Origin of the sequence: Pseudomonas costantinii, from assembly GCF_001870435.1 — a bacterium.
GTDB lineage: Bacteria > Pseudomonadota > Gammaproteobacteria > Pseudomonadales > Pseudomonadaceae > Aquipseudomonas > Aquipseudomonas costantinii.
Window position 1 is genome coordinate 547010 of record NZ_MDDR01000034.1, and the last position, 24839, is coordinate 571848.

General features: G+C 61.7%; 24 protein-coding genes. 17 read left to right on the forward strand and 7 right to left on the reverse strand.

Annotated elements, in window-relative coordinates; genetic code table 11:
* Nucleotides 1–153: 153 nt before the first annotated feature.
* Both BFL40_RS17985 and BFL40_RS17990 read right to left on the reverse strand, forming a co-directional pair.
* Complete coding sequence (locus BFL40_RS17985) at nucleotides 154–1143, reverse strand: phosphate ABC transporter substrate-binding protein PstS (RefSeq protein WP_003213401.1); 990 nt, start codon at nucleotides 1141–1143, stop codon at nucleotides 154–156.
* Nucleotides 1144–1453: 310 nt separating this feature from the next.
* Nucleotides 1454–2743, reverse strand: a complete 1290-nt coding sequence (locus tag BFL40_RS17990) for an MFS transporter (protein WP_071485238.1) — start codon at nucleotides 2741–2743, stop codon at nucleotides 1454–1456.
* A 455-nt stretch (nucleotides 2744–3198) separates the two neighbouring features.
* On the opposite strand from BFL40_RS17990, the gene BFL40_RS17995 reads away from it, so the two are divergent.
* Nucleotides 3199–3603, forward strand: coding sequence for an acyl-CoA thioesterase (locus BFL40_RS17995; protein WP_010566936.1), 405 nt, complete (start codon nucleotides 3199–3201; stop codon nucleotides 3601–3603).
* 56 nt (nucleotides 3604–3659) lie between these two features.
* A complete protein-coding gene (locus BFL40_RS18000) occupies nucleotides 3660–4559 on the forward strand; it encodes a D-hexose-6-phosphate mutarotase (protein WP_071485239.1) in 900 nt (299 codons plus the stop codon).
* A 58-nt stretch (nucleotides 4560–4617) separates the two neighbouring features.
* Here the strand turns inward: BFL40_RS18000 and BFL40_RS18005 are convergent, their stop codons facing one another.
* From BFL40_RS18005 to purE, 4 genes are all read right to left on the reverse strand, one after another.
* The gene (locus tag BFL40_RS18005; protein WP_071485240.1) at nucleotides 4618–5154 is read right to left on the reverse strand and encodes a DUF3299 domain-containing protein; all 537 of its coding nucleotides are present in this window, start codon (nucleotides 5152–5154) and stop codon (nucleotides 4618–4620) included.
* A gap of 77 nt (nucleotides 5155–5231) precedes the next feature.
* On the reverse strand, nucleotides 5232–5477 hold the full coding sequence (locus BFL40_RS18010; RefSeq protein ID WP_071485241.1) for a GlsB/YeaQ/YmgE family stress response membrane protein: 246 nt from the start codon (nucleotides 5475–5477) through the stop codon (nucleotides 5232–5234).
* Between the two features lie 108 nt (nucleotides 5478–5585).
* Nucleotides 5586–6668: a 5-(carboxyamino)imidazole ribonucleotide synthase gene (locus BFL40_RS18015; protein WP_071485242.1), complete on the reverse strand. Its 1083-nt coding sequence runs from the start codon at nucleotides 6666–6668 to the stop codon at nucleotides 5586–5588.
* Between the two features lie 11 nt (nucleotides 6669–6679).
* The gene (purE, locus tag BFL40_RS18020) at nucleotides 6680–7171 is read right to left on the reverse strand and encodes a 5-(carboxyamino)imidazole ribonucleotide mutase (RefSeq protein ID WP_003195648.1); all 492 of its coding nucleotides are present in this window, start codon (nucleotides 7169–7171) and stop codon (nucleotides 6680–6682) included.
* Between the two features lie 348 nt (nucleotides 7172–7519).
* Here purE and BFL40_RS33125 point away from each other — a divergent pair, with 348 nt between their 5' ends.
* Nucleotides 7520–9262 carry a zinc metalloprotease gene (locus BFL40_RS33125; RefSeq protein WP_083374573.1) on the forward strand — a complete coding sequence of 581 codons (1743 nt, stop codon included), beginning with the start codon at nucleotides 7520–7522 and terminating at the stop codon, nucleotides 9260–9262.
* A 7-nt stretch (nucleotides 9263–9269) separates the two neighbouring features.
* On the opposite strand, the gene BFL40_RS18030 is transcribed toward BFL40_RS33125, so the two are convergent.
* Nucleotides 9270–10181 (reverse strand): LysR substrate-binding domain-containing protein, encoded by a 912-nt coding sequence (locus BFL40_RS18030; RefSeq protein WP_071485243.1) that lies wholly within the window; start codon nucleotides 10179–10181, stop codon nucleotides 9270–9272.
* A gap of 182 nt (nucleotides 10182–10363) precedes the next feature.
* Here BFL40_RS18030 and aspA point away from each other — a divergent pair, with 182 nt between their 5' ends.
* From aspA to BFL40_RS18100, 14 genes are all read left to right on the forward strand, one after another.
* Nucleotides 10364–11788 (forward strand): aspartate ammonia-lyase, encoded by a 1425-nt coding sequence (gene aspA / locus BFL40_RS18035; protein ID WP_071485244.1) that lies wholly within the window; start codon nucleotides 10364–10366, stop codon nucleotides 11786–11788.
* A gap of 417 nt (nucleotides 11789–12205) precedes the next feature.
* Nucleotides 12206–13057 carry an ABC transporter ATP-binding protein gene (locus BFL40_RS18040; RefSeq protein WP_071485245.1) on the forward strand — a complete coding sequence of 284 codons (852 nt, stop codon included), beginning with the start codon at nucleotides 12206–12208 and terminating at the stop codon, nucleotides 13055–13057.
* 39 nt (nucleotides 13058–13096) lie between these two features.
* Complete coding sequence (locus tag BFL40_RS18045) at nucleotides 13097–14089, forward strand: ABC transporter substrate-binding protein (RefSeq protein ID WP_071485246.1); 993 nt, start codon at nucleotides 13097–13099, stop codon at nucleotides 14087–14089.
* A gap of 28 nt (nucleotides 14090–14117) precedes the next feature.
* Nucleotides 14118–14894 carry an ABC transporter permease gene (locus BFL40_RS18050; protein WP_071485247.1) on the forward strand — a complete coding sequence of 259 codons (777 nt, stop codon included), beginning with the start codon at nucleotides 14118–14120 and terminating at the stop codon, nucleotides 14892–14894.
* Nucleotides 14891–15658, forward strand: coding sequence for an SDR family oxidoreductase (locus BFL40_RS18055; protein WP_408003959.1), 768 nt, complete (start codon nucleotides 14891–14893; stop codon nucleotides 15656–15658). Before BFL40_RS18050 ends, BFL40_RS18055 begins: the two co-directional genes overlap by 4 nt.
* 13 nt (nucleotides 15659–15671) lie before the next feature.
* A complete protein-coding gene (locus BFL40_RS18060; protein ID WP_029289969.1) occupies nucleotides 15672–16211 on the forward strand; it encodes a cupin domain-containing protein in 540 nt (179 codons plus the stop codon).
* Between the two features lie 4 nt (nucleotides 16212–16215).
* Nucleotides 16216–17094: an alpha/beta fold hydrolase gene (locus tag BFL40_RS18065; protein ID WP_071485248.1), complete on the forward strand. Its 879-nt coding sequence runs from the start codon at nucleotides 16216–16218 to the stop codon at nucleotides 17092–17094.
* Nucleotides 17091–17924: an IclR family transcriptional regulator gene (locus BFL40_RS18070; protein ID WP_071485249.1), complete on the forward strand. Its 834-nt coding sequence runs from the start codon at nucleotides 17091–17093 to the stop codon at nucleotides 17922–17924. Before BFL40_RS18065 ends, BFL40_RS18070 begins: the two co-directional genes overlap by 4 nt.
* Nucleotide 17925: 1 nt before the next feature.
* Complete coding sequence (locus BFL40_RS18075; RefSeq protein WP_071485250.1) at nucleotides 17926–18723, forward strand: SDR family oxidoreductase; 798 nt, start codon at nucleotides 17926–17928, stop codon at nucleotides 18721–18723.
* A complete protein-coding gene (locus tag BFL40_RS18080) occupies nucleotides 18716–20398 on the forward strand; it encodes a thiamine pyrophosphate-binding protein (RefSeq protein ID WP_071485251.1) in 1683 nt (560 codons plus the stop codon). The genes BFL40_RS18075 and BFL40_RS18080 overlap by 8 nt, the downstream gene beginning before the upstream one ends.
* A gap of 10 nt (nucleotides 20399–20408) precedes the next feature.
* The gene (locus BFL40_RS18085) at nucleotides 20409–21212 is read left to right on the forward strand and encodes an aspartate dehydrogenase (protein ID WP_071485252.1); all 804 of its coding nucleotides are present in this window, start codon (nucleotides 20409–20411) and stop codon (nucleotides 21210–21212) included.
* Between the two features lie 10 nt (nucleotides 21213–21222).
* A complete protein-coding gene (locus BFL40_RS18090) occupies nucleotides 21223–22719 on the forward strand; it encodes an aldehyde dehydrogenase (RefSeq protein ID WP_071485253.1) in 1497 nt (498 codons plus the stop codon).
* Nucleotides 22716–23681, forward strand: coding sequence for a VOC family protein (locus BFL40_RS18095; RefSeq protein ID WP_071485254.1), 966 nt, complete (start codon nucleotides 22716–22718; stop codon nucleotides 23679–23681). Before BFL40_RS18090 ends, BFL40_RS18095 begins: the two co-directional genes overlap by 4 nt.
* A gap of 14 nt (nucleotides 23682–23695) precedes the next feature.
* The gene (locus tag BFL40_RS18100; protein WP_071485255.1) at nucleotides 23696–24838 is read left to right on the forward strand and encodes an FAD-dependent monooxygenase; all 1143 of its coding nucleotides are present in this window, start codon (nucleotides 23696–23698) and stop codon (nucleotides 24836–24838) included.
* Nucleotide 24839: the final 1 nt, after the last annotated feature.

Consider the following 24839-nt stretch of genomic DNA (forward strand, 5'->3'; position numbering starts at 1 on the left):
ACAGAAAGATGACAATGCAGTGACGCAAGAAATCCGCCGCGGAGCAGAGCTGGCAGCGGACTAAAAATTAGGAGGCGAGGTCCAGGTCTTACAGACCCCGCCTGGGCCTTGAACCGTGGCGTAAACCCGGTTCAAGGCAGCTTTACCGAAGGCTTACTTGCCGCCTTCTTTCAAACCCAGGTCAGCCAGGGCCTTGGCGGCAACTTTGGCTGGCAGTGGGATGTAGCCGTCTTTTACGACCACTTCCTGGCCCTGCTTGGACAGAACCAGTTTCACGAACTCAGCTTCCAGCGGGGCCAGAGGCTTGTTCGGAGCTTTGTTGACGTACACGTAGAGGAAACGCGACAGCGGGTATTTGCCGTTCAGGGCGTTTTCTTCGCTGTCTTCGATGAAGTCAGTGCTGCCTTTCTTGGCCAGGGCCACAGTCTTCACGCTTGCAGTCTTGTAGCCGATGCCCGAGTAACCGATGCCGTTCAGCGAGGAGCTGATTGACTGCACGACCGAAGCCGAGCCTGGTTGTTCGTTCACGTTTGGCTTGTAGTCGCCTTTGCACAGGGCTTCTTCTTTGAAGTAGCCGTAGGTGCCGGATACCGAGTTACGACCGAACAGCTGAACTGGCTTGTTGGCCAGGTCGCCGGTCACGCCCAGGTCGCCCCAGGTTTTCACGTCGGCTTTAGCGCCACACAGACGAGTCGAGGAGAAGATCGCGTCGACTTGTTCCATGGTCAGGTGCTGGATCGGGTTGTCCTTGTGTACGAAGACAGCCAAGGCATCCACAGCAACCGGGATAGCGGTTGGCTTGTAGCCGTACTTCTGCTCGAAGGCAGCCAGTTCGGTGTCCTTCATCTTGCGGCTCATCGGGCCCAGGTTGGAGGTGCCTTCAGTCAGCGCAGGTGGCGCGGTGGCGGAGCCAGCGGCTTGAATCTGGATGTTGACGTTCGGGTATTCCTTTTTGTAACCCTCAGCCCACAGGGTCATCAGGTTAGCCAGGGTATCGGAACCGACGCTGGACAGGTTGCCCGACACACCAGTGGTCTTAACGTAAGCCGGGATTGCCGGATCAACACCAGCGGCCACCGCGTTGGCGGTCGCAACGCCAGCAGCGACAAAAGTCATTGCCGCCATCAAACGTTTCAGTTTCATGCCTTGCTCCTAGCAGATAGGGATAGTTGGATCGGGGCCAAGTATCGGTAGGCCGTGTGAACACTCTATGTCTGGAATATGACAATTAGATGAAAGGCCAGTATTTGTGAAAAACCTGACAGGAAGGAGAAAGATCAATAAATCCGGGGCTTGCGAGGAGGTTGAAGCGGTTGAAGCGAAGTTTCAGAAACACTCTGTAATCTATGACCGATCCTACACGCCTGGCCGAGATCGTTCCCACGCTCCTGCGTGGGGTCGGGGCGCGGAGCGCCCCAGGCGGCATTCCCACGCAGAGCGTGGGAACGATCACTTAGCGTCCGCGTTTCCACAGATACCCGCCCACCAGCATCCCCATCACACACAGCACGGCGACATAGTAAGCAGGGCCCATCGGGCTTTCTTTCATCAGCAGCGACACCGCCAGCGGCGTCAAACCACCAAACACCGCATAGGCAACGTTGTAGGAAAACGACAACCCGCTGAAACGCACTACCGGTGGGAAAGCTTTCACCATCACGTAAGGCACCACGCCGATCACACCGACAAACAGGCCGGTCAGGGTGTACAGCGGGAAGAGCCAGTTCGGATGGTCGATGAGGCTGTGGTACAGCGTCCACGACGTCGCCAACAACAACAGACAACCGCTGACCAGCACGCGACCCGCGCCGAAGCGATCGGCCAGGGCACCGGAGGCGATGCAGCCCAGGCTCAGGGTGACGATAGCCAGGCTGTTGGCTTGCAGCGAAACGGTCGGGCTGAAGTGGTAAACGGTCTGCAGCACCGTCGGGGTCATCAGGATAACCACGACAACTCCGGCCGAGAGCAGCCAGGTCAGCAGCATCGACAACACGATGGCGCCACGGTGGTCGCGCAATACCGCGCGCAACGGCAGTTCGGCGGCCAGAGTCTTGCGCTGCTGCATCTCGGCGAAGATCGGCGTTTCATGCAACCAGCGGCGCAGGTACACCGAGAGCAGGCCGAACACGCCGCCGAGCAGGAACGGGATACGCCAAGCGTAATCCGAGACCTGCTCAGGGCTATAAGCGGTGTTGATGGCGGTGGCTACCAATGAACCCAGCAAGATGCCGGCAGTAAGCCCACTGGTCAGGGTGCCGCAGGCGTAGCCAATGTGGCGTGGCGGTACGTGCTCGGAAACGAACACCCAGGCGCCCGGCACTTCACCGCCAATCGCTGCGCCCTGGATGACGCGCATCAGCAGCAACAGGATCGGCGCCCACAGACCGATCTGCGCGTACGTCGGCAGCAGACCCATGATCAGGGTCGGCACGGCCATCATGAAGATGCTCAAGGTGAACATTTTCTTGCGACCCAGCAGGTCGCCGAAGTGCGCCATGATGATGCCGCCCAATGGGCGTGCCAGGTAGCCGGCGGCGAAGATACCGAACGTCTGCATCATGCGCAGCCATTCAGGCATGTCGGCGGGGAAGAACAGTTTTCCGACCACGGTGGCGAAAAACACGAAAATAATGAAATCGTAGAATTCCAGCGCCCCGCCCAAGGCAGACAGCGACAGGGTTTTGTAGTCGTTGCGGGTCAGCGGGCGCGAAGGTTGCGCACTGCTTGCAGGCACGGAGGACATGGCAAGGCTTCTCTTATTAGTCAGAACGGCAAGCCCGTGGTGAAGACGGGTTTGGCAAGATAGCAAATCGCTTGGAAAAGCACAGCGCTGAGCCATTAACAGCACCAACGGGCAAACTAATCCCGGTTCACGCTTATTTGCTGCAATCAGAAGCACAGTTGCCGGAAAAAGCCGCATTACAGCTGCGATTTGCCGACCAAATGAGCGCCGGGAGGTCGTCGCGGCGCCAGGGTCTCGATATACTCGGCCCCTGCAAGCGCCAAACCCGCAGTCTTGAGGGGCTGCTGTGCCAAAACGCCGTTGGGTGCCACCCAGCCGATTTGGCAGAGTTTCCCTTTAGTACGCCTTACGAGAAACGCATTGAGCGGTGTATGTTGGTGCTGAAACGTTTTTCTAAAAGACGGCTATCCACTTGAAATACCCATGAAGCGTCACGGGTCAGAGGCACCCTCGGCATGATCGAACTCGAACAAGAAGATCCTATCCCGCAAGGCGATCTCGCCCTGCAAATCACCGCGCTTCCGCGTGAAACCAACGGTTTCGGCGATATCTTCGGCGGCTGGCTGGTCTCGCAGATGGACCTGGCCGGTACCGCAATGGCCAGCAAGGTCGCAGGCGGGCGTGTTGCCACCGTGGCCATTGATCGCATGGCGTTCCTGGTGCCGGTAGCGGTGGGTGCTCAACTGTCCTTTTATACCCAGGCCCTGGAAATCGGCCGCAGCTCGATCCAGATGATGGTCGAAGTATGGAGCGACGACCCGCTGTCCAGCGAATGGCGCAAGGTTACCGAGGCGGTGTTTGTATTCGTCGCCATCGATGGCAGTGGCCGCACACGTTCAGTGCCATCACGCGCCCGTTAAACCTCACCGGGTTTTGACGGTCAACTGCCCCATTGCCTGCCATTGAGAGTGTTTGTATGCCTACGCCCCACGTTGAAACCGTGAAACTGGACGAGCTGGACTGCTGGCGCATTCGCCATAACGGCGCCGAGCTGATGGTGGCCCAGCAGGGCGCGCATATCTTCAGTTACCAGCGCCAGGGCGAACAGCCGCTGATCTGGCCTAACCCTGAGGCGGTGTTCAAGCAGGGCAAAGGCATTCGTACCGGCGTACCGATCTGCTGGCCGTGGTTTGGTGTATTCGACCGCAACCCGCAAAGCGTGAAGGCGATGCGTCAGAGTGAGCAACCCGCCGGCGCCCATGGTTTTGTGCGCACGGCGCGCTGGGAGCTGGCTGCAAGTGAACTCGAAGGCGAAGCTCTGCGTGTGGACCTGGTGCTACCGGTACCTGCGGGCGGCTTCCCAGGCTGGCCCCATCAGGTCGGCCTGAAACTGAGCCTGCTGCTGGACGAGCAACTGCATATCCGCCTGACCAGCTATAACCGTGGCACCGACACCGTGACCCTCAGCCAAGCGCTGCACACCTACTTTGCCGTGAGCGATGTGCGCAACGTGCAGGTCGAAGGCCTGGACGGGTTAACGTATATCGATACCGCCGACGGTTGGAACCACAAGCAACAAGCCGGACTGTTGCACTTCACCGCCGAGACCGACCGTATCTACCTCGATACGCCCGCGCAGTTGAATATTGTCGATAAAGACTGGCAGCGCCGCATCCAACTCACCAGCCAAGGCTCGAAGTCGACCGTGATCTGGAACCCCTGGACCGAACGCGCCAAAGCCTTCGACGACATGGCCGACGATGGCTGGCAGGGCATGCTGTGCATCGAGACGGCGAACGTGCTGGACGATGTGATTGCGTTGGCACCCGGTGAAAGCCACACCTTAGGCGTGAGCATCATCGGTATCGCCCTGTAAACCCAATAAAAATGTGGGAGCGAGCAAACCCGCTCCCACAGTGGTCATGCGTTGCGCCTTAGAGGTCCGACTCTTTGACCGCCCTCACCTTCCCCGCATCCAGCGCGTAGGCCGCATCGGCCAGGTCGTTGTTGACCTTCTCCACCTTCAGCGTGCCCGTGACCCACAGCGGCGTGTAGATATCATCCAGCTTCAACCCCTTCGGGTAGCGCACCAGCACCAACTGGTTAGGCGGCGGTGGCGGCACGTGGATGCAAGCGCCTGGGTACGGCACCAGGAAGAACAGCGTACTGCGACCCTTCGCGTCGGTTTCCAAGGGCACCGGGTAGCCGCCGATGCGGATGTTCTTGCCGTTCATGGCGGCCACGGTCTTGGTGGAGTACATCACCGCGGGCAAGCCTTTGCTTTGCTTCAAGCCACCTTTGTCGGTGAACGTGCCTTGGGCTTCGGGGGAGTTGTGGTCGATCTCGGGCATGGCTTCGAGGGCTTTCTGGTCCGAAAGCGGCATCAGCTCGAGCCAATCGGTTTCCGGCAGTTCGCCAGCGTGTGCCAGGCCAGAGCCCAGTAAGAGGAGAGTCAACAGAAGACGGCGCATGGAGAGGCTCGACAAATACGGAAGCCGAGCATTCTAGCCCTCTGCGCTTGCGAAGCGCAGAGGGCTCAAAGCTTAAATCACTTCTTTTTCAGCAAGCCGTAGATCACCAGCAGCACAATGGCGCCGATCAGCGCGCCGAAGAAACCTGCGCCTTGACCCGCCTGGTAGATGCCCAGGGCCTGGCCACCGTAGGTGGCGACCAGCGAACCTGCGATACCCAGCAGGATGGTCATGATCCAGCCCATGCTGTCGTCGCCTGGCTTGAGGAAACGCGCAAGCAGACCGACGATCAGGCCGATAAAGATGGTTCCGATAATACCCATGGCATTTCCCTCTGATTGAGTGTGCGTCATGCCAAAGCCTAGTCAGGCTTTGGCATCCTGCAATCAGAGGTGGCAGTCACCGAATGGTTCCCACCGATCCCAGGCTTATTACTCGGCGATCAGCGCTTCAACCTTGAGGATCTGCGCTTCCAGCGTCGCACGGTCCTTGCAGCGCAGATTGGCGTGGCCAACCTTGCGCCCGGCCTTGAAGGCCTTGCCGTAGTGATGCAGGTGGCAGTCATCGATAGCGATGACTTTTTCCACCGGCGGGACCACGCCGATGAAGTTGAGCATGGCGCTCTCGCCGACCTTGGCCGTGGAGCCCAGCGGCAAGCCGGCTACCGCCCGCAGGTGGTTTTCGAACTGGCTGCACTCGGCGCCTTCGGTGGTCCAGTGCCCGGAGTTGTGTACGCGCGGGGCGATTTCGTTGGCCTTGAGGCCACCGTCGACTTCAAAGAACTCGAACGCCATCACGCCGACGTAATCCAGTTGCTTGAGCACCCGGCTGGAATAGTCTTGAGCCAGCGCCTGCAACGGGTGGTCAGTGCTGGCCACGGACAGCTTGAGGATGCCGCTGTCGTGGGTGTTGTGCACCAACGGGTAGAAGCGGGTTTCGCCATCACGGGCGCGCACGGCAATCAGCGAAACTTCGCCGGTGAACGGCACAAAGCCTTCCAGCAAGCAGGCGACGCTGCCCAGCTCGGCGAACGTGCCGACCACATCGGCGGCAGTACGCAGGACTTTCTGGCCCTTACCGTCGTAACCCAGGGTGCGGGTTTTCAGCACGGCCGGCAGGCCGATGCTGGCGACGGCGGCGTCCAGGTCCGCCTGGGACTGGATATCGGCGAAGGCCGGGGTCGGAATGCCCAGGTCCTTGAACATGCTTTTCTCGAACCAGCGGTCGCGAGCGATGCGCAGCGCTTCGGCGCTCGGGTACACCGGCACGAACTGCGAGAGGAAGGCCACGGTTTCGGCCGGGACGCTTTCGAACTCGAAAGTGACCAGGTCGACTTCATCAGCCAGTTGGCGCAGGTGGTCCGGGTCGCTGTAGTCAGCCCGCAGATGTTCACCCAACGCAGCCGCGCAAGCATCCGGCGCCGGGTCCAGGAACGCGAAGTTCATCCCCAGCGGAGTTCCCGCCAGGGCCAGCATGCGGCCCAACTGGCCACCACCGATTACACCGATTTTCATCGTCAACAACCTCAGGCAATGCGTGGGTCTGGATTATCCAGGACGCTGTCTGTCTGCTCAGCACGGAATTTTTTCAGCACCGCGTGGAACTGCGGGTGCTTGGCGCCCAGGATGCTGGCGGACAGCAAGGCTGCGTTGATCGCGCCGGCCTTGCCGATCGCCAGGGTCGCCACCGGAATACCGGCCGGCATCTGCACGATGGACAACAGCGAATCCACGCCCGAGAGCATCGACGACTGCACCGGCACACCGAGCACCGGCAGGTGGGTCTTGGCCGCACACATGCCTGGCAGGTGCGCTGCACCACCGGCACCGGCGATGATCACCTCGATGCCACGGGATTCTGCTTCATCGGCATACTGGAACAGCAAATCCGGGGTGCGGTGGGCAGAGACCACTTTCACTTCATACGGAATGCCGAGTTTTTCCAGCATATCGGCGGTGTGGCTAAGGGTGGACCAATCGGACTTGGAGCCCATGATCACGCCAACCAATGCACTCATCGTCGTGCCTCTTCTCTCTGGGCGCCCACAGGCGCGTCAAAAAACAACAAGCCACGCGGGAAATCCGGCGTGGCTTGTTGTACGAATTAAGGCCGGTTGGACCGGCCGAAGGCCGCGCAGTATACCGTAATAACGCAGATAAACAGCCCCTCGGGTGACCATCTGTCTTATGCGCGCAAGCGGCAGCTTTACTGACTTTCAGGTCAATTCGCTGCCGCCTGCAGGAAAGCCGAAACTTCATGCCTTCGACGTCGAATGCCACTACTGCGTTTGACTATGGCACTGACAGGCAATTCAAGAGGCCAGCCTTACTGTGAGCACATATCCCTAACGACAAGTACTGCCCCCATGAACACATCGGTTGACTATTACAGCAGCCTGCCGGCTCCCCACGACATCCTCAGCCTGACGCCACCCGAAACGGTCGCACTGCTGAAGGCACTGAACAAAAACGTCATCTACACCCTCGGCAATATGCCCACCCGCCCAGTCAGCGCACTGAAGCTGCTGACACAAGTACTCGAACCCTTCCTGCCGGCGCCCGAACTGGACGCGATCTTCTATACCAGCCCGTCATCGGCTTCTACACCGCAACAAACCTTACACGAGCTCCTCAACAACCTCGTCCTGTTCAACACATTGCCCTCCAGCTACGACGCCACCTCGGCGGAGTTCTACACCTTTGCAGCAGGCGCCATGAAGGCACTGCCGCCCGACTGTCAGACGTTGTTGAAGATAACCTTGAAGAACCTCCAGGGCATCGAGTTCTACCTGAGTGATCTCGCCGACTTCTGGCAAACCCGGCACGCCTACAGCGAAATGACCCACCAGGCGTATGTCGCCCGCGCCTTCGCGGCCCAACTCCAATGTGCGGCGTCACTTCGGCTGGCGGACGGCTCGCTGAGCCTTGAGAGCGTGGCGCTGATCACCCTCCTCGCGTCACCCGGCCATATTTCCGGTTGCCACCTCTACCGGATCGCGCTTCAGGACGAGGAGTACCAGGCGCACATCCCCCTGTCCGGCGCCTTCCTGATTACTCGCGCCACCGCGAACCCCGCGCCGGGTAAAAACCCCTGCGTCCTCTACATACCTGGGCTCAAGCTGCAGGAATTTCACTCCCCTGCGCTACTCAAGGCCCATCTGATCGCCGAGTTGAGCCCGGCCACCCTTCACCGACTGCTGCCCTGCATTGATCGCAACCAGCTCCAACGCGTGGAAACACTGACAAAACAGGGGCTACATGATGATCACGTTGACCTGTCCCCCGTCGTGTCCGGCTCGCATTTTTACAGTGATGTGATCCTGGCGTTGATCAACCAGCAACGCCGGAATATCCGCCATGCCTGGGCATGGGCACACCCTCGACATTTCCGGGAAGCCAACTGGGCAAACCATCACATCGACACAGCCTCGGACCTCAGGTCATTGATGACACTTGAAACCACGTTCCGCGACCATGCGACCCCAGCCACAACCGCGTTCGAAAGAAGCCTGCCGCCCAAGCCAACCGCCCTTCCCGCGCCTACTGCGCCCAACCCCATCAACCTGAACGTTTTCATTCATCGTGACTTGCACGGCGACACCCGGCTGCCGTCCCTGCATGACGATTACTTTTCGTGGCTCGAAGCAGAGCTGGAAGAAATATCCGGCCGGAAAGTCCTAACTAGCTTTCACCGGGAAAACGGCCCAGTGTCTTTGATCAACTTCAATTACACAGGAGATCATCAAGACAGAATATTTGCCTGGAAACATAGCATCCTCCAGCACCTGGAAAACCACTCGATCACCCCTACACCGCTCGATCTGTACCTGTTGCTGACCCGAGACAACATCAACAGCACCGTCGCCGGCATAGCCAATTTGCGTGGAAATTTCGGCATCGCCGCGACGACGTCCTACCGAGTCGCGGCCCATGAAGTCGGCCACATGCTGGGCGCGGTACACGAGGACGGCGATAACATTTTCAATGGTTGGTGGCACGAAACCCTGATGAAAGGACGTGGCACTTTCTCGTTCCTGAAGGGCAATGCCTATCGATTCAGCAACAAAAACAGAGACAACATTCGCACCTACCTCAGCCAATTCGAATAGCGGGAGATCAGCTTGCCGGGCTGGCCGCACCACCCTCAAGCTTGCGCCACAACAACCGCACATTCGCCTTGCGCACCAACGCGCAGCGATACAGGCGGATTTCCAGCGGCACATGCCATTGCGGGCCGCCGCACACCACCAGCTCACCTCGGGCCAGTTCGGCACGCACGCTCAACTGTGGCACCCAGGCAATGCCCAAGCCTTCCAGGGCCATGCTCTTGAGGCTATCGGCCATGGCGGTTTCGTACACGGTGGTAAAGCGCAGCGCCCGCTGGCGCAACAGCAGGTGCACCGAACGGCCGAGGAACGCGCCGGCGCTGTAGGCCAGCAACGGCACGCTGCCCTCGCCTTCCAAGTCGAACAACGGCTTGCCATCGGCATCGGCGGCGCACACCGGGAGCATTTCGGTGTTGCCCAGGTGCAATGACGGGAAGATCTCGGAATCCATCTGCATGGCCGCGTCCGGATCGTAGAACGCCAGCATCAGGTCACAGCCGCCTTCGCGCAGGGCGTGCACGGCGTCACCGACGTTGGTGGCGACCAACCGTGTGGCGATGTTCAAACCTTCGTTGCGCAGTTGCGCGATCCAACGTGGGAAGAAGCCCAGCGCCAGGGAGTGAGCCGCCGCCACTTGCATGACTTCGCCCTGCCCGCCTTCCAAGTGATGCAAATGGCGCAGTACTTCACCCAACTGCTCGACCACGGTGCGCGCGGTCACCAGGAACAGCTGCCCCGCCGCCGTCAGTTCAACCGGCGTGCGCGAGCGGTTGACCAACGTCAGGCCCAACGCCGCTTCAAGGCTGCGAATGCGTCGGCTGAACGCCGGCTGGGTGACAAAGCGCCGTTCCGCCGCCTGGGAAAAGCTGCGGGTCGCCGCCAGGGCGCTGAAGTCTTCCAACCATTTGCTCTCAAGGTTCATCGCTTCCTCCCACGGATACGCACCATTTTGGCACACACGCCCGCCATGATAACCGGGTCACACTCACATTATGCCGTTTATGCATAGCCCAGTGCTTAACAGCATTGGCCCAAAAACTTCCACAAGCCTAGCATTCACAGCGTTCCGGCCGAGCCCGGGTCCCTATCGAGATGATTTCCGTCATGTCCTCCGCTGCATCTTTCCGCACAGAAAAAGACCTGCTTGGCGTACTCGAAGTACCCGCCCAAGCGTATTACGGCATCCAGACCCTGCGAGCGGTGAATAACTTCCGCCTCTCGGGCGTTCCGATTTCGCATTACCCGAAATTGGTGGTCGGCCTGGCAATGGTCAAGCAAGCAGCCGCTGACGCCAACCGCGAGTTGGGCCAGCTCAGCGAAGCCAAGCACGCTGCCATCAGCGAAGCCTGCGCCCGCCTGATCCGCGGCGATTTCCACGAAGAGTTCGTGGTGGACATGATTCAAGGCGGCGCCGGCACTTCAACCAACATGAATGCCAACGAAGTCATCGCCAACATCGCGTTGGAGGCCATGGGCCACAACAAGGGCGAATACCAGTACCTGCACCCCAATAACGACGTGAACATGGCGCAGTCGACCAACGACGCCTACCCGACCGCGATCCGCTTGGGTCTGCTGCTGGGCCATGACGCGCTGCTGGCCAGCCTCGACAGCCTGATCCAGGCGTTCGCCGCCAAAGGTGTCGAGTTCAGCCACGTGCTGAAAATGGGCCGCACCCAATTGCAAGACGCCGTGCCGATGACCCTCGGCCAGGAATTCCGCGCCTTCGCCACCACCCTGAGCGAAGACCTGGCCCGCCTGAAAACATTGGCGCCAGAGCTGCTGACCGAAGTAAACCTGGGCGGCACCGCCATCGGTACCGGCATCAACGCCGACCCACGCTACCAGGCCCTGGCCGTACAACGCTTGGCCACCATCAGCGGTCAACCGCTGGTACCGGCAGCCGACCTGATCGAAGCCACCTCCGACATGGGCGCCTTCGTACTGTTCTCCGGCATGCTCAAGCGCACCGCCGTTAAGCTGTCGAAGATCTGCAACGACCTGCGCCTGCTGTCCAGCGGCCCACGCACCGGCATCAACGAAATCAACCTGCCGGCACGCCAGCCAGGCAGCTCGATCATGCCCGGCAAGGTCAACCCGGTCATCCCGGAAGCCGTGAACCAGGTGGCATTCCAAGTCATCGGCAACGACCTGGCCCTGACCATGGCGGCCGAGGGCGGCCAACTGCAACTGAACGTGATGGAGCCGCTGATCGCCTTCAAGATCTTCGACTCGATCCGCCTGCTGCAACGCGCCATGGACATGCTGCGCGAGCACTGCATCGTCGGCATCACCGCCAACGAAGCCCGCTGCCGCGAGTTGGTGGAGCACTCCATCGGCCTGGTCACCGCGCTGAACCCGTACATCGGCTATGAAAACGCCACCCGCATCGCGCGTATCGCCCTTGAAAGCGGCCGCGGCGTGCTGGAGCTGGTGCGCGAAGAAGGCTTGCTCGACGACGCCATGCTCGACGACATCCTGCGCCCTGAAAACATGATTGCCCCACGTTTGGTCCCGTTGAAGGCCTAAGCGTTTGTTGCACCGCTCACCAGGTTGAGGGACTAGACACCTCTCACCTTTTGAGGGCCTGAAGGCTCGATCTTCAGGCCCTTTTTTTTGCCTGCCATTTCTCTTCTTATATAGGCACGCGCAACTTTCTGTTGCGACGTTTTATATATAAAACACATTCGCCATTTCTCGCCTTTGCGGCGTTACCTGAAAAAGCACCGACTTCTCGCAACTTCCCAGTGCATGCTCGGGCAGTGTGCAATTTCGTGTCATATAAGAACCAACGTTTCATATATGAAACGTTTCATTTTCAATTAATTGACCATAACCCGTTCATATACAAAGATATTTTGTAATTAATATCCGCAAACAAAGCACTGGCATTGTTCGTGCAATAAACGGCGTATCACCTATAAAACAGACCAGAGTACCTTCCCAATGGCTGTGAAAGAGCTGTACGCCGTAACCCCCGAATGGAATAAGCCCGCTCTCAAGGAAGAACTGGAGCCGACCGAAATTGAATTTCGTAACGTCGGTAAATGTTTCCCGGCCAAGGGTAAATCGGAAGCCCCCTTTGCCATTCGCGAGGTGAATTTCAAGATTCGCCGGGGTGAGGTGGTGTCGATCATCGGCCCTTCCGGTTGTGGCAAAAGCACCATCCTCAATATGGGCTCGGGCTTGTACCGTCCCAGCGAAGGCGAAGTTTTTGTAGGCGGCGAACCGGTCACCGGCCCCGTGCCGCAAGTGGCTTTCATGTTGCAGAAAGACCTGCTGATGCCTTGGCGCAGCATTCGCCGCAACGTTGAACTGGGGCTGGAGATCCAGGGCGTGCCCGCCGCCACCCGCCAGGCCGTAGCCCTCGACCTGCTCAATCGCTGCCACCTCAATGGGTTTGCCGATCACTACCCGTTCCAGCTGTCCGGCGGGATGCGCCAGCGCGCTGCACTGGCCCGCACCCTGGCCATCGACCCGCAGGTGCTGTTCCTTGATGAGCCGTTCTCCGCCCTCGATGCCCAGACCAAGATGATCCTGCAACAGGACATGGCGCGGATGTTGTTCGACGAAAAGAAGACCGCGCTGTTTATCACCCACGACCTGATCGAGGGCATCGCCATGTCCGACCGATTGCTGGTCATGAGCGCCCGGCCCGGCACCATCATTGAAGAAATCAGCATCGACCTGCCGTTTCGCGATAACCCGCTGGAGCGCCGCAAGCTGCCGGAAATCGGCCCGCTGGTTGGCCGCCTAATGGAGTTGCTGCAAGTCGGCGCCGACACCGAGCTGCATTGATCACCGCCCTGCGCCCCCCTAACTGATTCAGGAGTTTCCATGCTCAAGTCTCTGTTTCAACGTCTGAGCGTGCTCAGCCTCGGCCTCGGCCTGGCCTGCGCTGTCCAGGCACAACCGACCAATGTCACCTACCTGCTGCCGGCGCCGCCTAACTCGCCCGCGTTTGCTCCGTGGATTATCGCCCAGCAAAAGGGTTACTACACCGACCAGGGCCTGAACCTGACCTTCATCGCCGCCAAAGGCGGTGTGGATGTAGCCAAGCAGATCGGGGCCGGTAACGCCCTGCTCGGTGGCGCTATCGGTGACACGCCGATTGTGGTCCGGGCCAATGGTATTCCGGTGCGCGCCGTAGCGGTGCTGGGGTCCGGCGGGGTGACCATGATCGCCACCAACGCCAAGGAAAACATCAACTCGGTCAGCGACCTCAAGGGCAAGACCATGACGGTGATGTCATATTCCGACACCACCTACTACGCCCTGCTCGCCTCCTTGCGCAAAGCTGGCCTGAGCAAGACCGACGTAAATATCCAGGCCGCCGGCCCCGCCGGGGTCTGGCAACTGTTCTCAGCCGATAAGGCCCAGGCCATGGCCGGGGTACCGGACTGGGTGGTCAATGCCGAAGAGGCCGGGGCGCAGATCAAGCTGATCCCCCAGGAGCAGATTTTCGAAAGCATGGCCCAGGCGATTCTCGCCTCCGACGACGCCATCAAGAACCAACCCAATATCGTTCGCGGCGTGGTGCAGGGCACCTTGCAAGGCATGCGCGACATTATCCAGGACCCGCACGCCGCTGCCGTGACCTTCGCCCAGGCAGTGCCGGCCTACGCCGGCAAGGAAGACTCGCTGGAGAAGGTCTTCAAGCTCTACGTCAAACACGTCTACGCCAACCAAAGCGTGCTCGGCCACATCGACCCGGAGCGCCTGGACAAGGTCCGCAAGTTCTACGTCAGCGAAGGCATCGTCACCCAGGAGACCCCGCTTGCGGATCTCTTCACCAACCAATTCGTTGACAGCCCGGTCGCCGCGCAATGAACCACCGATACATTGAGGTACGCACACGATGAAAAGCTTGAATAATTCCGTGCTCGGCAGCGTCGCACTGCTGGCGTTGTTCCTGGTGCTCTGGCAATGGGGCCCGGGGCTGCTCGGGATGCCCGAGTTCGTCATGCCCAAACTGAGCCGCGTGGCCCAGGAGAGCCTGGTGATGTGGCACACCGGCGGCTTGCTGCAACACACCCTGATCACCGCGCTGGAGATCGTCGTCGGCTTCGCGCTCGGGGCACTGCTGGGTGTGATGATTGGCGTCTCGCTGGGCCTGTCCCCGGCCGCCGAAGCGATGTTGTCGCCTTACATTCTGGCCTTGCAAATCGCGCCGAAAGTCGCCTTTGCGCCGCTGTTCGTAATGTGGCTGGGCTACACCATTTACCCGAAGATTCTGATCGCGGTCCTGATCGTATTTTTCCCGGTAATGATCAACGTGCTGTCAGCCATCCGCACCGTCGATCCGGACATGATCAACCTGGTGCGCACCATGAATGCCAGCCGCTGGCAGATCTTCCGCCTCGTGGAGTTTCCGTCGGCCATGGCCGCACTGTTTTCCGGCCTGCGCATCGCTTCAACCCTCGCGGTGATTGGCGTCACCGTCGGTGAGTTGGTAGGCGGTAACCAAGGCCTGGGCTTCCTGTTGGTGGACGCCGAGGGCCAGGGCAACACGGCCGGCGTATTCGTCGCCATCGTCATGCTCACCTTGATTGGGGTGATCGCGTACGGCGCAGTAGTTTGGGCGGAAAAACGCGTCCTGCACTACATGCCCAAAGCCATGTTGAGCACGCAATGATGAACAGCCAGAACCTTTTGCTTGAGGGCCGCCGTGTGCTGGTCACCGGTGGCGCCCGTGGCTTGGGCTACGCCTTTGCCCAGGCCATCAGCCGAGCCGGTGCGCGGGTGGTCATTGCCGACGTGCTACATGAGCGTGTGCAGCAGGCCGCCTGTGATTTGCGGGCCCTGGGCCTGGACGTGCAGGCGGTCACCGTCGACCTCGCCCAACCGGCGTCCATCCTGGCGTGTATCGACTCGACCCTGGGCCTGCTTGGCGGTCTCGACGGCCTGGTGAACAACGCCTCGATCACCAACTCCGGCGGCAAAGGTTGCGAAGAACTGAGCATCGACACCTGGGACCAGGTGATGCAAGTCAACGTGCGCGGCACCTGGCTGATGACCACCGCTTGCCTGCCTGCGTTGCGCGCCAGCGGCCAGGGCGCCATCGTCAACCTGGCCTCGGATACCCCGCTATGGGGTGCACCGAACCTGCTGGCCTACGTCGCCAGCAAGGGCGCGATCATCGCCATGACCCGCAGCCTTGCCCGTGAACTGGGGGCCGACAACATCACGGTCAACGCCATCGCTCCCGGCCTGGTGCTGGTGGAAGCCACCGCCTACGTGCCCGAGGCGCGTCACCGTCTGTACAACGACCAACGGGCCATCCAACGCCCGCAATTACCCGAAGACGTCAGCGGCGCCGTGCTGTTCGCGCTGTCCGACCTTGCCCGCTTCATCACTGGACAAACCCTGCCGGTCAACGGCGGGTTCGTCATGCCTTGATCTGGAGACTGTCATGACCGATTTATCTGCCCAAAACGATACCCCGAAAAGCTGGGACCGCCCTGCCGGTGCCAGTCTGGAAAGTTGGATGAGCACCCGCATCGCCCGATACGAGACGCGCAAGTACGACTGGGATGCGCTGAAATTCCAAGCCGACTACGACCCCAAATTCCGCCGTGCGCAAATGCGTTACATCGGCACCGGCGGCACCGGCATCAGCACCGACATGAACACTATCCCGTCGGAGCACTTCACCTTTTCCACCATGGTGATCCCGGCCGGCCACGAAGGCCCGCCGCACCTGCACATTGACGTCGAGGAAGTGTTCTTCGTGCTGCGCGGCAAACTCAAGGTGGTGCTGGAAAAGGATGGTGAACGTTTCGAAACCATCCTCACCGACCGCGATGTGATTTCCGTGCCGCCCGGCGTGTACCGCGAAGAGATCAACATCGGCGACGAAGACGCGCTGATGTGCGTGATGCTCGGCGCGAAAAAGCCGATCACCCCGACCTATCCGCCAGAGCACCCTCTGGCCTCGATCAAGCGCGGATAAGCCCATGTTGCCAGGACTCACTCAAGCCGAGCCGACGGCCCACCTGCAAGCCCAATTGGAGCGGGACTTTCCCCAGCGTCTGGTGCCCGCAGCCGGTGGCCAACAGGCTTTGCGCGAATGCGGCGCGGGGCCAGCGGTGGTGTTGTTACACGGTATAGGCTCCGGGGCCGCGTCCTGGCTGCAGGTGGCACAACAGCTGGCGCCCCAGGCCCGTGTCATCGCCTGGGATGCCCCTGGCTACGGCAAGTCCAGCCCCCTGGAGTCGGACGTGCCCAAGGCTGAGCAATACGCCGCCCGCCTGGCGCAGATGCTCGATGCACTGGGTGTTGATGAGTGTGTGCTGGTGGGCCACTCCCTGGGCGCACTGACCGCCCTGGCATTCGCCCGCAGTTCACAGGCCCGGCGGGTGAGTTGCCTGGTGCTGATCAGCCCTGCGCGCGGTTATGGCGCACCGGAACGTGCCTCGCAGCGCCAGCAAGTACGCCAGCAACGCCTGGACAATCTGCAACGCCTGGGGATCGCCGGCCTGGCCGAACAACGTAGCGCCCACATGCTGTCGCCTCGCGCCACGCCCGAAGCGATAGCCTGGGTGCGCTGGAACATGGCACGCCTGAACACGGCCGGTTATCGCCAGGCCATCGAGCTGTTGTGCGGCGACGATCTACTGCGCCACGGCCAGCCTGCCATGCCCTGCGAAGTGCATTGCGGCGAAGCCGACAGCATCACCACAGCCGACACCTGCCTGAGCGTGGCCAAGGCATTGGGCGCCCGCTTCAACCTGATCGCCGACGCAGGCCATGCCAGCCCCATCGAACAACCGCAGGTGGTTGCGGGCCGCCTGGCCTCTGCCATCCAAGAATCCCTGACAGGTACCTCGCTATGAACGATTCCGATCTGCTGAAGGACACCTCGGACAAATACATCGTGCCAGGCCTGGAGCGCGGGCTGTTGCTGCTCTGCGAGTTCAGCCGGCGCAACCGCACCTTGACCGCGCCGGAGTTGGCGCGTCGCCTGGCGCTACCGCGCTCGACCATTTTCCGCCTGCTCACCACCCTGGAAACCATGGGCTTCGTCACCCGTAGCGGTAACGAATATCGCTTGGGTATGTCCGTGCTGCGCCTGGGCTTTGAATACCTCGCGTCGCTGGAACTGACCGAGCTCGGCCAACCGTTGCTGGCGCGCTTGTGCGACCGTGTTAACTACCCGAGCAATCTGGTGGTACGCGACGGGCGCTCGATCGTGTACGTGGCCAAGGTCTCGCCGCCCTCGGTGTTCTCCAACGCGGTTAACGTCGGCACCCGTTTGCCGGCCCATGCCACGGTACTGGGACGCATCCTGCTGGAAGACCTGTCGCTGACCGAACTGCGTGAGCTGTACCCCGAAGACCACCTGGAACAGCACTCGCCCTGCACCCCCAAAACCGTGATGGAACTGTTCGATCTGGTCCAGGCCGATCGCCAGCGCGGCTTTGTCAGCGGCGAAGGGTTTTTCGAGTCGGCAATCTCCACGGTGGCCGCCCCGGTGCGCGATCAGAGCGGCGACATCGTCGCCGCCCTGGGCGTGACCATCCCGACCACGCAGATCGGCCATGTGAATTTTGAAGAGCTGTTGACCCAAGTGCGCCGCAGCGCCGACGAACTGTCGCGCCTGCTCAACTACAACGGCGGCGCCCACAGCGGGCAGCCCCGAGTCACCGCCTTGATGAGAGATTGAGATGAGCCTTTATCAATTGCAGGGCCGAACCGCAATCGTCACCGGTGGCTCATCGGGCATCGGCCTGGCGTGCGTCGAACTGCTGCTGGAAGCCGGCGCTGCAGTGGCGTTCTGTGGTCGCGATGCCGATCGCCTGCACCGCGCCGAAGCCGGACTGCGCCAACGTTTCCCCCAGGCCCGGCTGCTGGCCCAGGTGTGCAATGTGCTTGATGCCGAATCGGTCAACGCGTTTGCCGGCGCCAGCCAGGCTGCACTGGGCGCCGCCAACGTGTTGATCAACAACGCCGGGCAAGGCCGGGTCTCGACCTTCGCCGACACCACCGACAGCGCCTGGACCGAGGAGCTGAACCTGAAGTTCTTCTCAGTGATCAACCCGGTCCGCGCCTTCAAACAGCAACTGGAAAGCCAGGCCGACGCCGCCATTGTGTGCGTCAACTCGCTACTGGCCAGCCAGCCGGAAGCGCACATGGTCGCGACCTCCGCCGCACGCGCCGGGATCAAGAACCTGGTGCGCTCGATGGCCACTGAGTTCGCCCCGCAGGGCATCCGCGTCAACGGCATTCTGATCGGCCTGGTGGAGTCCGGGCAATGGCGCCGTCGCTTCGAAGCGCGTGAAGAGCGCGACCTCGACTGGGCGCAATGGACCGCCCGGCTGGCACAACAAAAACATATTCCCTTGGGGCGCCTGGGCCTGCCGATTGAAGCGGCCCGCGCGATCCTGTTCCTGGCCTCGCCTCTGTCGGCTTACACCACAGGCAGCCATATCGATGTATCCGGAGGCCTGTCCCGCCATGCGTAATGAAAACACTGTCACCGTGGGCGCTGCCATCACCGCCTTTCTCGAACAATGTGACGTCAAGGCCGCGTTTGGCGTGATCTCGATTCACAACATGCCGATCCTCGATGCCTTCGCCGTGCGCGGTAATATCCGCTTCGTCATGGCCCGGGGCGAAGCTGGCGCCGCCAACATGGCCGACGCTTATGCCCGCGCCACCGGCGGCCTGGGCGTGTGCCTGACGTCCACTGGCACTGCAGCCGGCAATGCCGCCGGCGCCATGGTTGAAGCCCAGACCGCCGGCACCCCGCTGCTGCATATCACCGGGCAGATCGAGACGCCGTACCTGGATCAGGAACTGGCGTACATCCACGAAGCCCGCGACCAACTGAACATGCTCAAGGCCGTCTCCAAGGCCGCCTTTCGCGTACGCAGCGTCGAAACTGCCATCAGCACCCTGAAGCTGGCGGTCCAAACAGCCCTGACTGCGCCGACCGGCCCGGTGAGTGTCGAGATCCCGATCGACATCCAGTCGACCTTCATCCCGATGCCTACCGACCTCTCGCCGCTGCCGATCCCGGTGGCCGTCCCTGCGCCGGAAACCCTCGATCTGGTGGCCGAGCGCTTGGCCAGCGCCAAGCGCCCGATGCTCTGGCTCGGCGGCGGTGCCCGACATGCCGGGGCGCAGGTCAAGCGCCTGCTGGCGATGGGCGTGGGGGTTATCACCTCGACGCAGGGCCGCGGCGTGGTCAACGAAGACGATGAGCGCTGCCTCGGTGCCTTTTCGCAGAACAAACGGGTCGAGCAGTTCCTGCAAACCTGCGATGCACTGTTGATCGCCGGTTCCCGCCTGCGCAGCAACGAGACCTTCAAGTACGCCCTGAAGCTGCCGCAGAACACCCTGCGCATTGACGCCAATCCGGCCACCGAAGGCCGCAGCTATGCCAGCGAACTGTTTATCTGCGGTGATGCGGCGCTGGCCCTCGAAGGCCTGGCCGACCGCCTCGAAGGCCGCTTGCACACCGACCCGAGCTTCCTTGGTGAACTCAAGGCCGTGCGTGAGCAATCGCGCAGCCAACTGGTAGCAGACCTGGGGCCGTACTCGGCGATGGTCGAGCAGTTGCAAGCTGTCACCGGCCGCGATTTCACCTGGGTACGCGACGTAACCCTGTCCAACAGCATCTGGGGCAACCGCTTGCTCAACCTTTACCACCCACGCGCCGGGGTTCACGCCTTGGGCGGCGGTATCGGTCAAGGCCTGGCGATGGGCATCGGGGCCGCCGTGGCCGCCGCCGAAACGGCACCCGGGCGCAAGGTATTCGCCCTGGCTGGCGACGGCGGTTTCATCCTCAACCTCGGTGAGCTGGCGACGCTGGTTCAGGAGCGCGCCAATCTGGTGATCCTGTTGATGAACGATCAACGCTACGGGGTGATCCGCAACATTCAGGACGCGGTCTACGGCAGTCGCCATTGCTACGTCGACCTGCACACACCTGACTACACCAAGCTCGCCGAATCCATGGGCTTGCGCCACGGTCTGGTCACCGACCTCAAGGACTTCGCCCGCGTGGTCGATAGCGCCCTGAGCCAGCCCGGTCCCTTCCTGCTGGAAGTCGACATGCTCAGTGTCGGCAACTTCGCCACCCAGTTCGCCGGCCCGCCCAATAGCGAAACCAAAGCCCAGAAGGCCACCGCCTGAGGATCGCCCCATGTTGCATATCACCATGATCGGCTGCGGCGCCATTGGCGTCGGCGTGCTTGAGCTGCTGGAGAACGACCCGCAGCTGTGCGTGGACTACGTCATTGCATCCGCGGGCTCCGAAGCGCTGGTACGTCAACGCCTGGCCAGTTTCAAGCAACCGCCGCAGGTGCTCACGGCGTTGCCGGCCGATGCCCGCCCGGATCTGCTGGTGGAGTGCGCCGGCCACCGCGCCATTGAGGAGCATGTGTTGCCTGCCCTGGAGCGCGGCATCGCCTGCCTGATTGTCTCGGTCGGTGCATTGTCCGAAGTCGGCCTGGTGGAGCGCCTTGAGGCGGCCGCCGAACGCGGCCAGACACGCATCGAGCTGCTGCCCGGAGCCATCGGCGGCATCGATGCGCTGTCGGCGGCCAAGGTCGGCGGGCTCGATTCGGTCAGCTACACCGGCCGCAAGCCGGCCTGCGCGTGGAAGAACACTCCCGGCGAACAAGCTTGCGACCTGGACACCATCAATGAAGCCACGGTGATCTTCCAGGGCAGCGCTCGCGAAGCCGCACGGCTGTATCCGAAAAACGCCAACGTCGCGGCCACCCTGTCGCTGGCCGGGCTCGGCCTGGACCGCACGCAGGTGACGCTGATTGCCGACCCCCACAGCGACGAAAACGTCCATCACTTCGAAGCCCGTGGGGCCTTTGGTCGTTTCGAGTTGAGCCTGCGTGGCAAGCCACTGCTGGCCAACCCAAAGACCTCTGCGCTGACGGTGTACAGCGTGGTCCGCGCCTTGGGCAACCACGCCCATGCGATTTCCATTTAGGAGCCCGTCGATGACCCTCGACCAGACTTTACCGATCTGCATCGCCGGCCACTGGCGCCTGGGCCGTGGCGAACGCTACGCCAGCCGCTACCCGGCCACCAGCGAAGCCGTGGCCTGGCTTAACGCCGCTGACCTGCAGGATGTCGAAGACGCCATCCAGGGCGCGCATCAGGCCTTCCTGCACAGCGGCTGGGCCCAGCGCAAACCCCACGAACGGGCCAGCGTGCTGTATCGCATTGCCGAACTGATCCGCCTGAACAGCGAAGAGTTGGCGCAACTGCAACGCCAGGACAACGGCAAACCGATCAATGAAACCCGCGCGCTGGTAGCCAGTGCCGCCGGTACGTTCCAGTTTTTTGCCGCCGCCTGTGAAACCCTGGAAGAAACCATCACCCCCTCGCGCGGCGATTTCGTCAGCATGAGTGTCTACGAGCCGATGGGCGTGGTTGCCGCCATCACCCCGTGGAACTCACCGATTGCCAGCGAGGCTCAGAAAGTCGCGCCAGCCCTGGCGGCGGGTAATGCGGTGGTGATCAAACCGGCGGAAATCACCCCGTTGCTGGCCCTGCGCCTGGCACGCCTGTGTGAAGAAGCAGGCCTCCCCAAGGGCATGATCAGTGTGCTGCCGGGCAAGGGCTCGCTGCTCGGTGATGCGCTGACCCGTCATCCGCTGGTCAAGCGGGTGTCGTTCACCGGTGGCACCCGCACCGGCAAGCACATCGCGCATATCGCCGCCGACAAAATGATGCCGGTGTCCCTGGAGCTGGGCGGCAAGTCGCCGACCATCGTCCTGGATGACGCCGACCTCGATCACGCGGTGGCCGGGGTGCTGTACGGCATCTTCAGTTCATCGGGCGAAGCCTGTATTGCCGGCTCGCGGCTGTTCGTCGCCCGTGCGCTGTACGAGCCGTTCATGCAGCGCCTGGTGGCCGCTGCGGCCAACCTGCGGGTGGGCGACCCAGCCGACGAAAGCACGCAGATGGGGCCCCTGATCAGCGCCGACCACCGTGAATCCGTGGAGCGCTATGTGGCGCTTGGCCTGGCCGAAGGTGGGCGTCTGCGCCTCGGCGGGCAGCGTCCGAGCGGTGGCCTGTACGACCAGGGCTATTACTACCCGCCGACTATCCTCGAAGGCCTGCACAACCAACAACAGGTGTGCCAGGAAGAAATCTTCGGCCCGGTGCTGGTGGCGATGCCGTTCGACGACGAAGCGCAACTGCTGGAACAGGCCAACGACAGCCTGTATGCCCTCGCTGCCGGGATCTGGAGCCGCGATTACAAACGCGCCTGGGCCCTGGGTCGACGTTTACAGGCCGGTACCGTGTGGATCAACACCTACAAACAATTCTCGATTTCCACACCCTTCGGTGGCTGGCGCGACAGCGGCCTGGGCCGCGAAAAGGGTCGTTTGGGAATCCTGCAATACATGGAACAGAAGAGCCTCTACTGGGGCATGAACGAGCAGCCACTGGCCTGGGCCGGTGTGCCACATGAGGTAGCGTTATGAGTGTTTTAGGGATTGATGAAGTCACCTACGGCGTCGAGGACCTCGATACCTGCGTGCGTTTTTTCAGCGACTGGGGCCTCAAGCAGGTCAGCGCCCAAGCGGATGAAGTGGTCTTCGAGACCCTCAACGGCTGCCGTGTGGTCCTCGCCGACCTGAACAAACCGGGCCTGCCGCCCGCCATCGAGGCCGGTTCCACCGTGCGCGAAGTGGTGTGGGGCGTGGCCAGCGCGGCTGACCTGGCGCTGTACAGCGAACGCATCGCCCGCGATCCGGGTTTTGTCGAGAGTAACGGGCGCATCGGCTGCACCGACCCCAACGGCTTGGCGATCCGCCTGCAAGTGACGCGCAAGCGCGAGATCGAGCTTGAGTGCAGCGGCCATAACACCTGGCAGACCAAGGGCCGGATCAACAAGGCCGCACCGATCTACGAACGCGCTACGCCGATTGAAGTCGGTCACGTGGTGTTTTTCGTCAAGGATGTGAACGCATGCGAGGCCTTCTACCACGAGCGTTTCGGCTTCCAGGCCTCGGACCGTTACCCGGATCGCGGCGCCTTCTTGCGCACCGCTGAGGAAGGCGGCCACCACGACCTGTTCATGCTGCAACTGCCGGCGCCACGGGCAGGCCTGAACCATGTGGCCTTCACCGTGCGCGACGTGCATGAGGTGTTTGGCGGCGGTATGCATGTGTCCCGCAGCGGCTGGCCGACCGAGATCGGTCCTGGGCGGCATCCAGTGTCTTCGGCGTTCTTCTGGTACTTCAAAAACCCGGCCGGAGCCTTGGTGGAGTACTACGCCGACGAAGACCAACTGACCGGCGAATGGCAGCCGCGCACCTTTGAACCGGGACCCACAGTATTCGCCGAATGGGCGATTGCCGGCGGCATCGACGGCAACACCCGTCGCCAGCAGCACGTCGAGGCGCCACAAGGCAAATTCCTCACTGACAAACCGAAACCCTGAACAGGAAGTTGCCTATGTCTTCCCTGAACATTGCTATCGTCGGTGCCGGTATCGGTGGCCTGACCGCCGCCATTGCCCTGCACCGCGCCGGTCACCACGTCACCGTGTTCGAGCAGTCCAAAGCCTTTTTGCGGGTCGGTGCCGACATCAACCTCACCCCCAACGCCGTACGTGCGCTGGATGGCCTGGGTATCGGCGCTGCGGTGCGTATTCCCGCCGCCCGGCCGACCCACCGCATCAGCCGGATGTGGGACAGCGGCGAAGAAACCTCGCGCTTGGAAATGTCCGATGCCGCCGAACAAAAATACGGCGCCCCGCAATTGACCATCCACCGCGCCGACCTGCTGGCGGCCCTGGCCAACGTGTTCCCGCTTGCGCAGGTGCAGTTCGCCAAGCGCACCGAACGGGTCGAGCACAGTGACGACGGCATCCGCCTGCATTTCAAGGATGGCAGCCAGCACCGCTGCGATGTGCTGATCGGCGCCGACGGTATTCATTCGGTGGTACGCAACACGCTGTTTGGCGAAGAACATCCGCGCTTTACCGGGGTGGTGGCTTACCGCGCCGTGGTACCGGCCGAGCAAGTGGCGCATGTGCCGAACATCCAGGCGTTCACCAAATGGTGGGGCCCCAACCCGCAAAGCCAGATCGTCACGTTCCCGCTGAACCAGGGCAAAGACATCTTTATCTTCGCCACCACCGCTCAGGACAGTTGGCACGAAGAGTCCTGGACCAGCGCCGGCGATGCCGACGAGTTGCGCAGCCACTATCAGGCGTTCCACCCGGACGCCCGCGCCTTGCTCGACGCTTGCAGCGAGGTGCTCAAGACCGCGCTGTATGAACGTGATCCGCTGCCGTTCTGGTCCAAGGGCGCAATCACCCTGCTGGGTGATGCCTGCCACCCGATGATGCCGTTCATGGCCCAGGGTGCTGGCCAAGCCATTGAGGACGCGGTGGTACTCGCCCGCTATCTGCAAAATCTCGACAGCCAGACCCAGGTGGCTGACGCCTTGCAGGCTTACCAGCAAGCACGCCTGGAACGTACCAGCCAGATCCAGATTGGTTCGCGCGGCAACCAATGGCTCAAGGACGGTGGCAACGCCGACTGGGTCTACGGCTACGACGCCTGGGCCGTACCAACCGACGACGCGGCCTGAC

What these genes read in the sequence shown, in the direction of transcription:
- BFL40_RS17985 (WP_003213401.1), bottom strand. Translation starts at nt 1,143, where the DNA reads ATGAAACTGAAACGTTTGATGGCGGCAATGACTTTTGTCGCTGCTGGC.
- BFL40_RS17990 (WP_071485238.1), bottom strand. Translation starts at nt 2,743, where the DNA reads ATGTCCTCCGTGCCTGCAAGCAGTGCGCAACCTTCGCGCCCGCTGACC.
- BFL40_RS17995 (WP_010566936.1), top strand. Translation starts at nt 3,199, where the DNA reads ATGATCGAACTCGAACAAGAAGATCCTATCCCGCAAGGCGATCTCGCC.
- BFL40_RS18000 (WP_071485239.1), top strand. Translation starts at nt 3,660, where the DNA reads ATGCCTACGCCCCACGTTGAAACCGTGAAACTGGACGAGCTGGACTGC.
- BFL40_RS18005 (WP_071485240.1), bottom strand. Translation starts at nt 5,154, where the DNA reads ATGCGCCGTCTTCTGTTGACTCTCCTCTTACTGGGCTCTGGCCTGGCA.
- BFL40_RS18010 (WP_071485241.1), bottom strand. Translation starts at nt 5,477, where the DNA reads ATGGGTATTATCGGAACCATCTTTATCGGCCTGATCGTCGGTCTGCTT.
- BFL40_RS18015 (WP_071485242.1), bottom strand. Translation starts at nt 6,668, where the DNA reads ATGAAAATCGGTGTAATCGGTGGTGGCCAGTTGGGCCGCATGCTGGCC.
- purE (WP_003195648.1), bottom strand. Translation starts at nt 7,171, where the DNA reads ATGAGTGCATTGGTTGGCGTGATCATGGGCTCCAAGTCCGATTGGTCC.
- BFL40_RS33125 (WP_083374573.1), top strand. Translation starts at nt 7,520, where the DNA reads ATGAACACATCGGTTGACTATTACAGCAGCCTGCCGGCTCCCCACGAC.
- BFL40_RS18030 (WP_071485243.1), bottom strand. Translation starts at nt 10,181, where the DNA reads ATGAACCTTGAGAGCAAATGGTTGGAAGACTTCAGCGCCCTGGCGGCG.
- aspA (WP_071485244.1), top strand. Translation starts at nt 10,364, where the DNA reads ATGTCCTCCGCTGCATCTTTCCGCACAGAAAAAGACCTGCTTGGCGTA.
- BFL40_RS18040 (WP_071485245.1), top strand. Translation starts at nt 12,206, where the DNA reads ATGGCTGTGAAAGAGCTGTACGCCGTAACCCCCGAATGGAATAAGCCC.
- BFL40_RS18045 (WP_071485246.1), top strand. Translation starts at nt 13,097, where the DNA reads ATGCTCAAGTCTCTGTTTCAACGTCTGAGCGTGCTCAGCCTCGGCCTC.
- BFL40_RS18050 (WP_071485247.1), top strand. Translation starts at nt 14,118, where the DNA reads ATGAAAAGCTTGAATAATTCCGTGCTCGGCAGCGTCGCACTGCTGGCG.
- BFL40_RS18055 (WP_408003959.1), top strand. Translation starts at nt 14,891, where the DNA reads ATGATGAACAGCCAGAACCTTTTGCTTGAGGGCCGCCGTGTGCTGGTC.
- BFL40_RS18060 (WP_029289969.1), top strand. Translation starts at nt 15,672, where the DNA reads ATGACCGATTTATCTGCCCAAAACGATACCCCGAAAAGCTGGGACCGC.
- BFL40_RS18065 (WP_071485248.1), top strand. Translation starts at nt 16,216, where the DNA reads ATGTTGCCAGGACTCACTCAAGCCGAGCCGACGGCCCACCTGCAAGCC.
- BFL40_RS18070 (WP_071485249.1), top strand. Translation starts at nt 17,091, where the DNA reads ATGAACGATTCCGATCTGCTGAAGGACACCTCGGACAAATACATCGTG.
- BFL40_RS18075 (WP_071485250.1), top strand. Translation starts at nt 17,926, where the DNA reads ATGAGCCTTTATCAATTGCAGGGCCGAACCGCAATCGTCACCGGTGGC.
- BFL40_RS18080 (WP_071485251.1), top strand. Translation starts at nt 18,716, where the DNA reads ATGCGTAATGAAAACACTGTCACCGTGGGCGCTGCCATCACCGCCTTT.
- BFL40_RS18085 (WP_071485252.1), top strand. Translation starts at nt 20,409, where the DNA reads ATGTTGCATATCACCATGATCGGCTGCGGCGCCATTGGCGTCGGCGTG.
- BFL40_RS18090 (WP_071485253.1), top strand. Translation starts at nt 21,223, where the DNA reads ATGACCCTCGACCAGACTTTACCGATCTGCATCGCCGGCCACTGGCGC.
- BFL40_RS18095 (WP_071485254.1), top strand. Translation starts at nt 22,716, where the DNA reads ATGAGTGTTTTAGGGATTGATGAAGTCACCTACGGCGTCGAGGACCTC.
- BFL40_RS18100 (WP_071485255.1), top strand. Translation starts at nt 23,696, where the DNA reads ATGTCTTCCCTGAACATTGCTATCGTCGGTGCCGGTATCGGTGGCCTG.